13 protein-coding genes and 1 other annotated feature are annotated in these 13,824 nt (G+C 36.4%); of the genes, 9 read left to right on the forward strand and 4 right to left on the reverse strand.

Annotation, left to right across the window (positions count from 1 at the left end; translation table 11 throughout):
- Positions 1-285 precede the first annotated feature (285 nt).
- The 4 genes from C9J29_RS20930 to C9J29_RS20945 all read left to right on the forward strand — a co-directional run bounded on the left by C9J29_RS20930 (position 286) and on the right by C9J29_RS20945 (position 3,535).
- The gene (locus C9J29_RS20930) at positions 286-864 is read left to right on the forward strand and encodes a dienelactone hydrolase family protein (protein WP_043990110.1); all 579 of its coding nucleotides are present in this window, start codon (positions 286-288) and stop codon (positions 862-864) included.
- 12 nt (positions 865-876) lie between these two features.
- Positions 877-1,836 carry a LytTR family transcriptional regulator DNA-binding domain-containing protein gene (locus C9J29_RS20935; RefSeq protein ID WP_008176314.1) on the forward strand — a complete coding sequence of 320 codons (960 nt, stop codon included), beginning with the start codon at positions 877-879 and terminating at the stop codon, positions 1,834-1,836.
- A 146-nt stretch (positions 1,837-1,982) separates the two neighbouring features.
- A complete protein-coding gene (locus C9J29_RS20940; protein WP_008176316.1) occupies positions 1,983-2,831 on the forward strand; it encodes an ABC transporter ATP-binding protein in 849 nt (282 codons plus the stop codon).
- Complete coding sequence (locus tag C9J29_RS20945; protein WP_008176318.1) at positions 2,828-3,535, forward strand: ABC transporter permease; 708 nt, start codon at positions 2,828-2,830, stop codon at positions 3,533-3,535. Before C9J29_RS20940 ends, C9J29_RS20945 begins: the two co-directional genes overlap by 4 nt.
- Before the next feature lie 17 nt (positions 3,536-3,552).
- Here the strand turns inward: C9J29_RS20945 and ldmS are convergent, their stop codons facing one another.
- Both ldmS and C9J29_RS20955 read right to left on the reverse strand, forming a co-directional pair.
- Positions 3,553-4,704, reverse strand: a complete 1,152-nt coding sequence (gene ldmS / locus C9J29_RS20950; protein WP_089987087.1) for an L-aspartate--L-methionine ligase LdmS — start codon at positions 4,702-4,704, stop codon at positions 3,553-3,555.
- Positions 4,705-4,817: 113 nt separating this feature from the next.
- Positions 4,818-5,402 (reverse strand): GNAT family N-acetyltransferase, encoded by a 585-nt coding sequence (locus C9J29_RS20955; RefSeq protein ID WP_008176321.1) that lies wholly within the window; start codon positions 5,400-5,402, stop codon positions 4,818-4,820.
- Positions 5,403-5,499: 97 nt separating this feature from the next.
- Between C9J29_RS20955 and pdxR the strand changes: the two genes are divergently transcribed.
- On the forward strand, positions 5,500-6,861 hold the full coding sequence (gene pdxR / locus C9J29_RS20960; RefSeq protein WP_107922716.1) for a MocR-like pyridoxine biosynthesis transcription factor PdxR: 1,362 nt from the start codon (positions 5,500-5,502) through the stop codon (positions 6,859-6,861).
- Positions 6,862-7,010: 149 nt separating this feature from the next.
- Positions 7,011-7,817: an EcsC family protein gene (locus C9J29_RS20965; RefSeq protein WP_008176324.1), complete on the forward strand. Its 807-nt coding sequence runs from the start codon at positions 7,011-7,013 to the stop codon at positions 7,815-7,817.
- A 47-nt stretch (positions 7,818-7,864) separates the two neighbouring features.
- Here the strand turns inward: C9J29_RS20965 and C9J29_RS20970 are convergent, their stop codons facing one another.
- Positions 7,865-8,833 carry a quinone oxidoreductase family protein gene (locus C9J29_RS20970; protein WP_089987084.1) on the reverse strand — a complete coding sequence of 323 codons (969 nt, stop codon included), beginning with the start codon at positions 8,831-8,833 and terminating at the stop codon, positions 7,865-7,867.
- Positions 8,834-8,897: 64 nt separating this feature from the next.
- Between C9J29_RS20970 and C9J29_RS20975 the strand changes: the two genes are divergently transcribed.
- Together C9J29_RS20975 and C9J29_RS20980 are read left to right on the forward strand one after the other, a co-directional pair.
- Positions 8,898-9,539, forward strand: a complete 642-nt coding sequence (locus C9J29_RS20975; RefSeq protein WP_089987083.1) for a hypothetical protein — start codon at positions 8,898-8,900, stop codon at positions 9,537-9,539.
- 36 nt (positions 9,540-9,575) lie between these two features.
- Positions 9,576-9,838: a binding site (T-box leader), on the forward strand.
- 64 nt (positions 9,839-9,902) lie between these two features.
- Positions 9,903-11,144 (forward strand): MFS transporter, encoded by a 1,242-nt coding sequence (locus C9J29_RS20980; RefSeq protein WP_089987082.1) that lies wholly within the window; start codon positions 9,903-9,905, stop codon positions 11,142-11,144.
- 41 nt (positions 11,145-11,185) lie between these two features.
- Here C9J29_RS20980 and C9J29_RS20985 read toward each other — a convergent pair whose 3' ends face one another.
- On the reverse strand, positions 11,186-11,914 hold the full coding sequence (locus C9J29_RS20985) for an IclR family transcriptional regulator (RefSeq protein ID WP_008176332.1): 729 nt from the start codon (positions 11,912-11,914) through the stop codon (positions 11,186-11,188).
- Positions 11,915-12,152: 238 nt separating this feature from the next.
- Here C9J29_RS20985 and C9J29_RS20990 point away from each other — a divergent pair, with 238 nt between their 5' ends.
- On the forward strand, positions 12,153-13,814 hold the full coding sequence (locus C9J29_RS20990; protein ID WP_107922717.1) for a M20/M25/M40 family metallo-hydrolase: 1,662 nt from the start codon (positions 12,153-12,155) through the stop codon (positions 13,812-13,814).
- Positions 13,815-13,824 lie beyond the last annotated feature (10 nt).

Consider the following 13,824-nt stretch of genomic DNA (forward strand, 5'->3'; position numbering starts at 1 on the left):
TACTCATGCTAATTTCTCCCGTTCTTAATTTCGTATATTTAGTATAACGAGATTTTTTTGTGAAATGAACAAAAAACCCCGAATAGGGTCACTTTTTAAAGTGTCCACTATTCGGGGTTCAGTTCAATATCTAAATTGTGTGGCCCTTTATTTTCAACACTTTTCCCCATCTAACCTAAATATAAATTATTCTAGTAAAATAAAAAAACCCAATCCATTAATTACTAAAATATACGTAAACGTTAGTTTTTGTTACACTATTGGAAAAAGCGAAAAGAGGTCGTCATGAAAAGAAAAATATTTATATTACATGAAATATACGGCATCAATCAATTTATCAAAGAACAAGCCCAATCCTACCTTGACGAGTATACCTCCGTTTGCTGTGTTTCACTTTATCCAGAAGGAAAATCCTTTTCATACAAACAGGCACAACAAGCTTATGATTATTTCTTACATACAGTCGGCTTTGACGCACCTCTTGAGATGTTATCCAAAAAACTACTAAAGGCATGTGAAAAATATGATGAAGTAGTGCTAATTGGATATAGTGTAGGTGCCACATTAGCCTGGAGATTATCAACTCTTCCCTTACATCGAGTTATTTGTGTTTATGGCTCACGAATACGACAATTCTTAGATGTCCAACCATCATGTCCAACTTTGGTCATTTTACCTAGCTATGAAAGTAGCTTTGATGTGAATGCATTAAAACAGGAACTCAGACATAAATCCAATGTTCAAATGGAGCAATATCAAGGATATCACGGTTTTATAGATACTTATAATTCCAATTTTTGTCCAGCTAGCTACATGCAAGCACACGCAAAAATCTTAAACTTTTTACGAGTAGAACAACATTAGGAGGAACAAACAATGGAACAACATATAGATATTTTGGTTGACCCTTATATTGAGGGAGGTAATGTGATATATCCGAGCTTTCCTATATCCTTACAACCCGGCATGATTATCGGCATCTACACGGATGTTTCTAAAATACATACTTTAATGCAATGGTTTATGAAACGAGATCATACATTTACATATTTCCGCGAAAGTGCACTCTATGAACGCCTTACTGTTCGTGAGCATATACGTTTTTATTTAAAATTATTCAAACGTCCAACTAATGAGGTTGAGGATTTATTAAAGATATTTAGCTTAACTGATCAAAGAAACATTCGAATTAGTAAGCTTTCTACTAGTGAAAAACAGCGATTAAAGCTATTGGGTACATATCTTCAGGAAGTGTCTCTTCTTGTATTAGAAGAACCCTTTCAAAATATCGATGAGTTTTCCAAGCAAAATGTCCAACAAATACTAAAAACACTCACAAAAAGGCAAAAAAGCATCATTTTACTTTCTAATAATCTAGAAGACTTAATGATTGCAAGTACCGCTATACATAGATTAGATGGGGCCGGCTTACATACCTTGGATGTTAAAGCGGAAGAATTAGAGCAAACACCACCTCCCCAACTTGAAAATTCACCGATTCGCATTGATAAAATTCCAACAAAGAAAAATGACAAGATCATTTTATTCAATCCGCCAGAGATTGATTATATTGAAAGTGTGGAAGGTATCGTTTCTGTTAATGTTGCAGGTGAAGCCTACCCATGTACACTATCACTGAATGAGCTAGAGCAAAAACTGACACCATTCGGCTTTTTCAGAAGCCACCGTTCATACATTGTTAACCTACAAAAGGTTCGAGAGATCATTACATGGACACGCAATAGCTATAGCCTTGCACTCAACAGTACTGATAAAACCGTTGTGCCTTTGTCGAAAAATAAACTAGCAGATTTAAAGGAAATACTCGGAATTTAGTAGATTTCCCAGGAAATAAACGACTCCTGTCACCTTCCATATTGTTTCGTTGATGGTCTTTTTTCCGCCTCTCATCTAATTTTTGCTGTGAACCTTTCACTTGTTGTTTATAGTTTAGACATCAACAACAAACAGGAGGCTTACACATGAACGCAGTAATTGATGTACAGCATTTGAAAAAAATCTTTAATAAAGAAACCGCCCTACAAGATGTTTCCTTTACTATACAAAAAGGAGAAATATTTGGTTTCCTTGGTCCGAGTGGCTCTGGAAAAACAACTACTATTAAAATATTGACTGCGCAAACTGAAAAAACGGCTGGAAATGTTCTATTATTTGGACAGCCAGCAGCTGACATGAAACAAAGTCAAAATCGTAAACGTTTTGGCATATTAACAGATAATAGCGGTTTGTATACTAGGTTATCTATTGAGGAGAATTTATTACTCTATAGTAAGTTATATGAGCTGTCAGTCACTGCCGTTAAAGAAGCTCTTGATTTTGTGAACTTATATGCTGATCGTAAAAAGAAGATTAGTCAGCTATCAAAGGGAATGATACAGCGGGTTACACTGGCTAGAGCTATTATGCATAAGCCCGAATTATTATTTTTAGATGAGCCTACTTCTGCCCTTGATCCTGTAAATACAGAACATATCTATAATGGTTTACGAAAACTGAATGCCATGGGGACAACGATATTTTTAACAACACATGACATGAGCGAAGCCGAAATACTTTGTGACCGAGTTGCTTTTCTGCATAAAGGGAAAATTCGAGCAATTGGTGCTCCAAGCGACTTGAAGCAGGAATTTGGCACCGATTCTCTGACTGTTGAGCTTACAGATGGTACACAAGAAGTTATTCAAAACGGCGCTCAAGATGCTGAGAAGCTGTATCAATGGATGAAAGCCAATGTCGTTACTCGAATCCATACAAATGAACCAACATTAGGCGATATTTTTATGCAAATAACAGGGAGTGATTTAGTATGAATATTTCAATGACAAGAATTCAAGCTATATTAATGAAAGATTATAAGGAATTTTCACGTAACTATGCTGTATCTTCGATGGTACTCTTACCGATAATTTTGGCATTTTTATATAACCAATCCGGTGCATCCTCTATCAACGCTTATCTCTTACCTATTAATATGACATTTTCAATGGTAACGGCTTATATACAATGCTGTTTAATTGCGGAGGAGAAGGAGAAAAATACATTACGCAGCCTGATGCTCTCCCCTGCCTCACTAGGAGATATATTAATTGGTAAAAGCTTATTTGTGCTTATCGTAACGATGATCGTGGTAGCTATGTCTATTTTTATTGTCGGATATAAACCATCTAACCTACTCATTTTAGCGATTTCATTAGTACTTTCTACTGTATTTTATATTGCACTTGGAACGATTTGTGGACTATTTTCTAAGTCTATTATGGAAGGTTCCATCATTGTTTTACCGGTTATCATAATTTTCTCTTTTGGCCCAATCGCCCTAAATTTTGCTTCTACTTATCCAATCCTAAAGATTGCAGAATGGTTACCAAGCTCACAATTATTACTGTTAGCAGAAGCATTAGAAGGTAAATATTCAATGTCAGATGTATTCATTCCTATGATTACGATAGTTGTATGGTCTCTACTTTCTTGGTTTCTCGCTGCATTTATTTATAAAAAAAGAATGGTCGATTAATGACTATTCTTTTTTTACTATAATAGTTCCTGCTCAAGTTTTTCAATCTCGCTAAGTTGATCGGCATACCATATTCCAACGAATCTAGAGGGAACAGGTTCATCGAAATAATCCCCGTCATAAAATGATAACGGAAATAATATTTTCTGTTCAACAAACTTCTTAATGGTTTGAAAGAAAACTTCATTTTCCTGTGGACTTTGTGCAACATAGGAGGCAAATTTATTGATAGGCTTACCTAAAGTATCATGAAACATTAGCATAGAGGTGGAGCCATTTTGGCGGAAATTCAAATCAATAGCCTGAACATCACCAGCCTCTGTGACAATTAAATCAAACCCTGCCACACCAACGAATCCTTCTGCAACGCCTTGCTCCATAATATGTCTTCCTACTTCGATGACCTTTTCAGGAACTTCATCTACTATTATATTACCGTGATAAATACCGTTTTCATCGGTAATTTGTTGAGAGGCTCCTAAATATTGAATACCTAGCTCCTCGGAGTAGACAAATTGACAGCTATAATTGTCCTTTGTCTGTAATAACTCCTCAATAATTATGCTCTCCGTTCCAGTCATTCGGAATTGCCGCAGACCTTCCGTCAGTTCCTCTTTATTATGGCAAATGATGACTCCATATCCTCCAGAGGTTGGGGAATCATCGCCCGGCTTAAGGACCACAGGCGGTTGCCAATTTTTGATGGCATCTGAGAGCCTATAGGTTTCAACATTTAAACGACTCGGAACAAATTTGCTATCGATTAAATGATCAATATATGCTTTTGAATTCAATTCATTAAATTTCTCGGCATCCATCCAATAGCATTGACGGTCCATATGATCCAAGTCATGTATATATTGACAAACAATCGTTTTGTCGTCTTCACACCAAGAACGAATATGAGCTAAATACTCCTCCTGTGTGTCATAACTAAAAGGCTGTTCGACCCATGGTAAACCTGTTAATCGATGTAGTTCCTGAGCTTTTCCAGTTTGGGTAGCTCGGTGCACTAATACAGGAATATCAGCAATTGCTACTTCTCTAGAGGTTAGGGCATCCAGTTTATGAGGATCGTCCATCATCCATGGATTATCACTAAACGGCGTTCTTGGTGTATAAACTGCATTCTCACCATAGATTTGTCTTAGCGTGTATTTTGGTTTCAAGTAGATTACCCTCTTTCAATTTTTAAGTACTCTACCCTTCCCCTTATTTTTTGACACTTTTTAATAGAAAAAAAAGTCTTAGCGGCCAATAAAAATCCATTAAAACCCAAATATTAAATAGATTCGCCTAATAATTGATTTAAGTGAATTTTCACCTGCGGCCACTCCTCTAACGTCATACTATACATGACTGTATGGCGAGTGGTTCCATCTTTACGAATCATATGATTCCGTAATACACCTTCCTTTGTCGCTCCTATACGCTCAATAGCTTTCTGAGATTGAATATTTTCATGATCAGTTTTGATTTGAACTCGCTGTAAAAGAAGGATTTCAAAACAGTATTGTAATAATAGGTATTTACAATTTGTATTAATAGCGGTACGCCAGTAGGCTGGTGTCAGCCATGTTGTTCCTATTTCAACCCGCTGATGTGTATCATCTATATCCATAAAACGTGTAGACCCTATGATCTCTCCCGTCTTTTTATCCACAATAACAAAAGGAAATTCTGTTTTATTACGCCTCATTAATAAAGCATTTTCCACAAAGTTATTCACATCCACGATTTTTTCAATCGTTGTGGACATATGTGACCATATTTCTGGATAACTCGCCGCCTCTAGTATCCCCGATAAATCATTTAACTCTAAAGGCTTTAGTTTAACTATTTCATTTTCTAATGCAATAAATTCCATGATGTATCACTCCTTTTTTTAATTATTTAACGGTAAAATTGGTAGGATGGAAAGTACCAATTATTAAAAACCAGACCATATCAGAGGAGGTTATCTTGTGGAGCTATCCATTTCATTGACAGGAGATTCAGCCAAATACATTCAGATTTACGAAGAAATTAGACAGTCTATTTTATCTAAAAGGCTATTAGGTCATGAGCAATTACCCTCTAAGCGAGCCCTTGCACGAACTCTCGATGTAAGTGTACATACTGTGAAGGAGGCTTATGAACAATTACTGGCAGAAGGTTATGTTTATAGTAAAGAACGGTCGGGTTATTTTATTGCTCCCTTTGAATTTGATTGGGTACAAGATGAACAGCAGCATGAGGTTCCTCTAAGGACAATCATATCCAATGACATTCAGTATGATTTTCATAACGGGCATGTGGATAACGAGGCTTTTCCCTATTCACTTTGGCATAAGCTCCTGAAAAAACATGTAAACAGGAATAATTTATCCACAAGTCCTTGGGCAGGAGAAGACGTTTTACGATCTGAAATTGCGCGCTATGTACAACGTTCACGTGGCGTTGTTTGTGATGCCTCACAAGTGTTTGTTTATGGTGGAACACAAAGTCAACTTCAAGCCCTTAGTCTCTTTTTAGGTCCCCAGAGTAAGGTCGGAGTAGAAGAACCGGGTTTTAAACGGGCACATATTACTTTACGACAATGCGGTTTGTCTACAAAGGCCATCCCTGTGGATAAAGCCGGTATAACTCTTCCTTCAAAAACAATTCACATGTTATACACAACACCAGCTCATCAATTTCCTTTGGGCATGATTATGACCGTAGAGAGAAGAGCCGCCTTGTTGCAATGGGCAAATTTGAATGAGGCATACATTATTGAAGATGACTATGACTCAGAATTTCGTTATAAAGGGCTGCCAATCCCCTCTTTAGCAAAAATGGATCAGCTTCAGCGAGTTATTTATTTTGGAACATTTTCTAAAACGTTGCTGCCTTCTTTGCGAATCAGTTATATGATTTTACCAAAGTCATTAATTGCATCGTTTAATGCCTTTAACCATGATCAAAAATCAGTTGTCTCCAGAGTAGAGCAACTTGTTTTAGCTGATTTCATTGGACAAGGTCAATTTGATAAACATTTAGCGAAAATGCGGACAGTTTATCGTAAAAAACAACAAGCTCTACTAACTGCTATCTCCACTCATTTTTCGGAGGAATTTCAAATCATCGGTGAAAAATCTGGGCTACATATCGTGATGAAGTTACCTAATAGACTCTCTGAGAAAAATGCGATTCAACTTGCTCAAAACATTGGAATTCTTGTCTATCCATGTTCTACTTCCTATCAGCATGGTACAGAGGATACTTTAATCATTTTAGGCTATGGGGGACTGACACTTCAGCAAATAGATGAAGGTATTGCACTCCTTGCTTCCATCTGGCAATAACATATCATTTTATTAGATGGTCGGAGTCCATTTGTACTTGAACCTTTATTTTCGACACAAAAAATATACAGATGAATCAAGACAAGGCGAAACCTTATACTATTTTTTTCGTATGTAAAGTAAAAGAACACATAAGGGGATAGACAATAATGGAGAACCGTCAGCTATTAGAGCAGCACTTGCAGGAAATTCAGGTTTGGGAAAAGGATCAAAAGGATTTATGGTTTTGGGAGAAACTAGGTAGAATACCGTTTAAGTTGTTAGATAAAATGACGCCTACTTTTATTCAAAATAAAATTGCATTATTAGTCGATGAATTAGGGAACTACATACAATCCGGTGGAAAATATTTAATCAATGAACAAGCCATGATTCAAAAAATCCGTAACCATTCTTCCACAGAGCATATTTTGGGCATTTCAGATATTGGTCAAATCCCATTAGAGGATATGATTACTCTTAGTGATAAATTGCAAAATGAGCGTGTAAAGTTTGCGACTGTTCAAGGGGCTTCTACTGGATTTGGCGGAATATTTACCTTGGCTATTGATATACCTGTTATTTTAGGAACCGCACTGAAGACATTGCAAGAAATTGCTATTATACATGGCTATGACCCTAACGATAAAATGGAGCGAATTTTTATTGTGAAATGCCTGCAATTCACATCAGCAGATATCGTCGGTAAGGAAGCCATCCTACAGGAGCTTTCCACTATGAATAGTACTAATAAAGCTACTGATAATATGATTTCCCAGCTACAAGGCTGGCAGGAGGTATTTTATACGTATCGGGACCAGATGGGCTGGAAAAAACTGTTTCAAATGATACCTATTGCTGGTATGATCTTCGGCGCATACGCAAATAAAGGCATGATTCAAGATGTTGCTGAAACGGGTATTATGCTATATCGAAAAAGACGTATATATGAAAAACTAAATGAATTAGACCGTTGATAAAGAGAGATGGCGCTCTTCCTATGAGCGTCACTCTCCCCTTGTTTCTATATTTTTATTACTATTTTTCCCTGATGCTGACGACTTTCCATCAGTTCATGAGCCTTCGGCATATCCTCTAATGAAAATTCTTTAGCAATAGGCACTTGAAAACTATCCTCTTTTAATAAAGTAAAAATATGTTGAGCAACCTGTTGTAACATTTCCGGTCTTAAGTCCCTAGTCGTACCAAGACTAAATCCTTTTACATTACGACAGCTACTATGTAAATTCGATGTTTTAATAATTCCTGCCTTGCCTCCACTATTGCCGAATTGTACAAGTGTGCCATATGGTGCTAGGCAAGTTAAGCTTTCCTCTGTTATAGCTCCCGCAATGGAATCAAAGACAATATCGGCACCAAGACCTCCAGTAAAGCCTCTTACATGTTCACTAAATTGATCGTATGTAAGAACAAGATCTGCCCCAAGCTGATAAGCTATCGATGCCTTCTCCAAAGTACTTACAGTTCCAATAATTTGTTTAGCGCCTAGCTTTTTGGCCATTTGAATAAGCATTGTTCCTACCCCACCAGATGCAGCATGAATTAATACCGAATCATTCTGACTAATAGGTGCTATCTGATGTGTTAAGATGTACGATAAAAACGATACAGTTGGCACAGCTGCTACCTTCTTTAGCGGTACATCATAGGGGACTTTAAAAACCAATTGTTCCTTTGCTACGACATACTCTGCATATGCACCATTTATCGGAAATGCAATGACCTGGTCCCCCTTCTGAAAATTGCTTTTCTCATTAAAAACCTCTTCTACAATACCAGCAACATCTAACCCAAGAATCATTGGAAAATTTCCTTTAGCCTTATTACCTGTACGGTTTTTAATATCTGCATAGTTCACACTCGTATAGATTGTACGTATTAGGATTTCTCCTGTAGAGATTGTAGGCTTTGGATATTCCGTATATGTTAATACATCAGACGTACCAAATTCATTTATTACTATAGCCTTCATTTTTTTCTCCCTCCTTGTTATAGTCGAATTATAAACTAAATTTCCAAAGACTGGAGATATCTTTATGAAAATTAAACCTAAGCAAGAGAATTGTAATGGAATGCCCTATGATTTTTTTGATCAAAACAGCAATAGCATATGCTTTATGTTATCTGGTACAGGCTATAGCTACGAAAAACCTGTTCTTTATTATTCACGATTACTACTGTTAGAGCTTGGATATGATGTTATCCAAATCAATTATTCGTTTGAACAACAACTGTTTGAGCAGGAACCACAGGCCATTTCAAATATGGTCTATAGCGTTGTCAATCCTATTGTAGAACATTGCTTAAGAACAAAGCCTTATACAAATGCCGTTTATATAGGCAAATCATTAGGCACCTTACCTATAATAGATTTTTATATGCAACAGTCGTCTTTAATACCTACTCGATATATACTCTTAACACCTCTATTGTCACTAGACCATACAATGGCTAATCTATTAGATAAACAAGCATTTTTGGCGATTGGCACAGCAGATCCACATTTTTCACAGAAAAAAATAGCTCAACTTACTACTCTCGATCTCGCTGTTTTTGATGGTCTTAATCATTCCCTTGAGGATGCTTCCAATATGATTCATACTATCCAGTTTTGCGAGTCGCTTTTCATGCAACTGAAAGCTTACATTCAAAAAAATGGACCATCTATTTCAATGTAGCGCTTTACCAAAATTATCTATATATGCTACACTATCCAAAATACAGTGAAGAGAAGAGTAAATAAGGCTGTTCTTCCCAGAGAGCTCCGGTTGCTGAAAACGAGCAAGAACTAATTATTGAAACAAGCCTCAGAGTTGCGCATTGGATTTCTATTAGAATGATGGTGCGACGGGTACTCCCGTTATAGAGTTACAGTATAAGCATTCATTCATGCCGTACTGAAAAGGCTATTATGGCAACATACTAGTGAACTAGGGTGGCACCACGTGAGCATAAATTCTTCCGTCTCGTCCCTAAGACTACTGTCTTGGGGGTGGGATTTTTTATTTTGCAAGATCACTTTTGCTGAAGGAGGAATTTATATGAAAAAATCTTTAAAATCGTGGCGCTATCCAATTATCCTTTTAAGTAGTATTGGTATTTCTAGTATCGGTGAATGGATTTATTTTATTGCTTTGAACCTTACTGTACTCAATCTGACGGAATCAGCACTTGCTGTTTCTGGCTTGTATATTGTAAGGGCCCTCTCCACATTGTTTACTAATTTTTGGTCTGGTAGTTTAATAGACCGCTTTAATAAAAAACACCTGATGATTCTATTGAATCTTTGCCGGTCCATATTGATTGTCGCACTTCCCAGCTTTTCGAGCATAGGATGGATTTATATTTTAGTCTTTATCATTACAGCTACTAGTTCTATGTATCATCCTACCTCTATAACTTATATCACTAAATTGATACCGATAGAGCAAAGAAAACGCTTTAACTCATTACGTAGTTTGCTTGATTCTGGGGCCTTCCTAACAGGTCCAGCTATAGCAGGCTTTCTATTTACAATAGGCACACCGAATATGGCTATATACTTAAATGCTATTGCTTTATTTTTATCTGCCTGCATAACTATAAAGATGCCAGACGTTGAAGGACATGTACAATTAGGCTTTGCTCATCGTACAGAAAATGCAACACTTTATAAAATATGGCTCCATGATTGGAAATTGGTCATCCATTTTAGCTTAAAAAATGCCTATGTGATGGCAGTCTATTTATTATTTAGTGCTACCATTGTATTGATGACAGCGACTGATTCTTTAGAGGCTGCTTTTGCCACTCAAGTACTTGCTTTATCAGAGGGAGAATATGGGGTTTTAGTCAGTATTGCAGGTGTCGGTGTATTAATTGGCTCTCTAACCAATTCAGCCTTTGTTGAAAAAACCTCTACTGCTTGGTTAATCGGCATGGGGTCTATAATGACGGCCTTCGGTTATTTACTGTTTACTTCTTCCTATACTTTTTTTATGGCAGCTTTAGGTTGCTTTCTCTTATCATTCGCAACAGCTTTTGCGAATACAGGTTTCTATACTTTTTACCAAAATAATATCCCTGCTGAAAGCATGGGACGTATAGGGAGTATTTATGGTTTTTTTGAAGCCCTTTTCATCATAATTCTGACTGCTGCATTTGGAATGACTGCTGAATTTATTTCTATACGATTTGTTATAGTAAGTGCCTCATTTGTCATGGTGATGGTAGCTTTCATTTTATTTATTTTAACGATACGCCCGTCTAAAGCGACTTTGTATCAAAGTACTTCTCCTAGGTAAACAAAAAAAATAGGGCTTTTCCTTACGTGGAAAAGACCTATTTACATATGACCTAGCTCTTGTGAAAGTAGGTGAGCAGCTCTTGTGACTTCCTTTGCAATACTTTCTAATTTTTCAGTATCTGTATCATACTCAAAACACTCTGCGCTAATAGCTGCAATTGGTTCTTTATTTAAATCAAAAACAGGTGCCGCCACCGATACTGTTCCCTTTGTTTTTTCTCCATAGCTAATGGAGTATCCCTTATCTTTGATGACATTTAATTGTTCCATTAACTCTATTTTTTCAAGATCATTTATATTTTTTAGAAAGCCTGCATGCATTTCCTTCTCTGAGAATGCAAGTAATACCTTATTCGCTGCTCCAATCGGATAGGGGATTTTTTCACCTATCATATCAATGATACGTACATTTTTTGGGCTATCTACACGATCAATAATAATAGAATTATTTAGTTTTGGAATATTTAAATATGTTGTTTCCCGCACATTAATGGCAAGCTCTTCTAATAAAGGATGGGCTTTTTCTCGGATATTTGTATGGTGGTACATTTTCATGCCGAGCTGTAACCATGTATACCCTAAACGAAATTCCTTTTTTTCCTCATTTCTTTCTACTAAATCAAAGTTTTCTAATGTATACAATAAACGATAAATTGTACTGCTAGGTAAGTCTGTTTCATTATATATATCTTGAACAGAAAAGAATCGTTTAGGATTCTTGGCTAGTACATGAATAATCATCATTGCTCTTTCAATGGATTGAATCATTGCTCATCCTCCTTTTATTCATTTTAACGAATTTTTACTCATTTATATAGACTTGCAACCGAATAAATTAATAAAAAGAAACAGAATTTTATAAAAATGAAAATTGACGTTTACGATTTTTTCTTATATGATGAATTATATTCCACAATGCGGATTTATTTTCATATAACGAAACAATTAAGTAAATATAGTTGCTATTTTGAATGATATCTAATCGAACAAAAAAGGAGCAATATACATGTATTCACAACTAAGACAGTTACCCATCGCAAAGCAAATTGAAGAGCTTACAAATGAGTTAGTAACTATTAATAGTATTAATGGTACTCAAGGTGAAGGGAAAATTATCGAGTATATCTATGAGAAAATGAAGGAATTCCCTTACTATCAAGAAAACCCTGCATTTCTTTGGACTTTAAACGTAAAACAGGACCCCATTGGCCGAAAAAATCTTTTTGCCTTCGTAAAAAGTCTTCATGCAACAAAAAAGACAATTATTTATCACGCTCATTTAGATACAGTGGATATAGAAGATTATGGTCATTTAAAAGAGTTTGCTTTTTCTCCTACCAAGCTTGAGGATTTCTTTAAAACCTATGAAGGAAATACGGATGTACAGAAGGATGCTCAAAGTGGCGACTGGATGTTTGGGCGTGGAGCTGTAGATATGAAAAGCGGAGCTGCAGTCCATATTGCCAATATTCAATATTTCACCAATCATCTTCATGAATTAGAAGGAAATATATTACTTATTTTAAACGGTGGCGAAGAAGCAGAGCATAATGGAATTATTGATGCATTAGATGAGCTTAATCGTTTAAAAATGGAACAAGCACTAGATTTTCTAATGGCGATTAATACTGACTTTACAACTCCTTTATATGGTGAAGATCCTCACCGTTATATTTATACTGGTGTTGCAGGAAAGTTACTACCCTCCTTCCACATTTATGGGCGGGAAGTACATGTGGGAGATACATTAAGTGGTATCGATCCCAATTATGTGGCAGCTAAAATAACAGAGCATATTCATAATAATTTAGCATTAACGGAGGCAATTGCAGGAGAAACTATCCTTCCACCTACATGCTTATACCAACGTGACACCAAAGAATCCTATACGGTACAAACGGCGTCTACTAGCCACATTTATTTTAACTATTTTTTATATGAAGAGTCACCAGATCATGTTGTTAAGAAACTTAAGTCTGTCGCACAACAGGCATGTCTTGAGGCAGAACAATATTTACAGCTTCAGTATGAGAAATATATTGAACGCTCCAACGTACCTAAGCGTTCATTATCATGGCATATAGAGGTTGTTACTTATGATGAGCTTATTGTTTATTTAAACGGAAAGGGTATTCAAACCGAGCCTATTATTGCTGATGTCTTGAGAAAAAATGCAGGCAAGGAATTACGCCAACAGTCGTTTGCAATCGTTGATGCCATGCAAAAGGCAGATCCAGAGCATAAGCCTCGAGTTGTGCTATTCTTTGCACCACCATTCCTACCCCATAATTATTTAAAGGAAAATGTGGTAAGAGATCAGTTATTAAAGCAGACCATATCACAAGTCGTTGATGAGGTAGCGTATGAAACAGGCGAAGTATTTCAAGTTAAGCGCTTTTTCCCTTACTTAGCGGATGGAAGCTTCTTATCTATTCATTCTACCCAAGAGGAACTTCAAGAGTTGCTCAATAACTTCCCAAAATGGGATACACTCTATCCCCTACCATTTGAGAAAATAAAGGAAATGAATATCCCTTCTGTTACTATGGGTGTATACGGAAAAGATGGACACAAATGGACTGAGAGAGTTTATAAGCCTTATTCCTTCGGCGTGCTACCAAAGCTAATACAGAAAGCTACAAAAGAAATATTCAAATCCAAACTTTAGTATCGAAAAA

Origin of the sequence: Lysinibacillus fusiformis, from assembly GCF_003049525.1 — a bacterium.
In the GTDB taxonomy this organism is placed as follows: domain Bacteria; phylum Bacillota; class Bacilli; order Bacillales_A; family Planococcaceae; genus Lysinibacillus; species Lysinibacillus fusiformis.

Bases quoted from the DNA above. Each gene is read 5' to 3' on its own strand.
- C9J29_RS20930 (WP_043990110.1), top strand. From the start codon at position 286: ATGAAAAGAAAAATATTTATATTACATGAAATATACGGCATCAATCAA.
- C9J29_RS20935 (WP_008176314.1), top strand. From the start codon at position 877: ATGGAACAACATATAGATATTTTGGTTGACCCTTATATTGAGGGAGGT.
- C9J29_RS20940 (WP_008176316.1), top strand. From the start codon at position 1,983: ATGAACGCAGTAATTGATGTACAGCATTTGAAAAAAATCTTTAATAAA.
- C9J29_RS20945 (WP_008176318.1), top strand. From the start codon at position 2,828: ATGAATATTTCAATGACAAGAATTCAAGCTATATTAATGAAAGATTAT.
- C9J29_RS20955 (WP_008176321.1), bottom strand. From the start codon at position 5,402: ATGGAATTTATTGCATTAGAAAATGAAATAGTTAAACTAAAGCCTTTA.
- C9J29_RS20965 (WP_008176324.1), top strand. From the start codon at position 7,011: ATGGAGAACCGTCAGCTATTAGAGCAGCACTTGCAGGAAATTCAGGTT.
- C9J29_RS20970 (WP_089987084.1), bottom strand. From the start codon at position 8,833: ATGAAGGCTATAGTAATAAATGAATTTGGTACGTCTGATGTATTAACA.
- C9J29_RS20975 (WP_089987083.1), top strand. From the start codon at position 8,898: ATGAAAATTAAACCTAAGCAAGAGAATTGTAATGGAATGCCCTATGAT.
- C9J29_RS20980 (WP_089987082.1), top strand. From the start codon at position 9,903: ATGAAAAAATCTTTAAAATCGTGGCGCTATCCAATTATCCTTTTAAGT.
- C9J29_RS20985 (WP_008176332.1), bottom strand. From the start codon at position 11,914: ATGATTCAATCCATTGAAAGAGCAATGATGATTATTCATGTACTAGCC.
- C9J29_RS20990 (WP_107922717.1), top strand. From the start codon at position 12,153: ATGTATTCACAACTAAGACAGTTACCCATCGCAAAGCAAATTGAAGAG.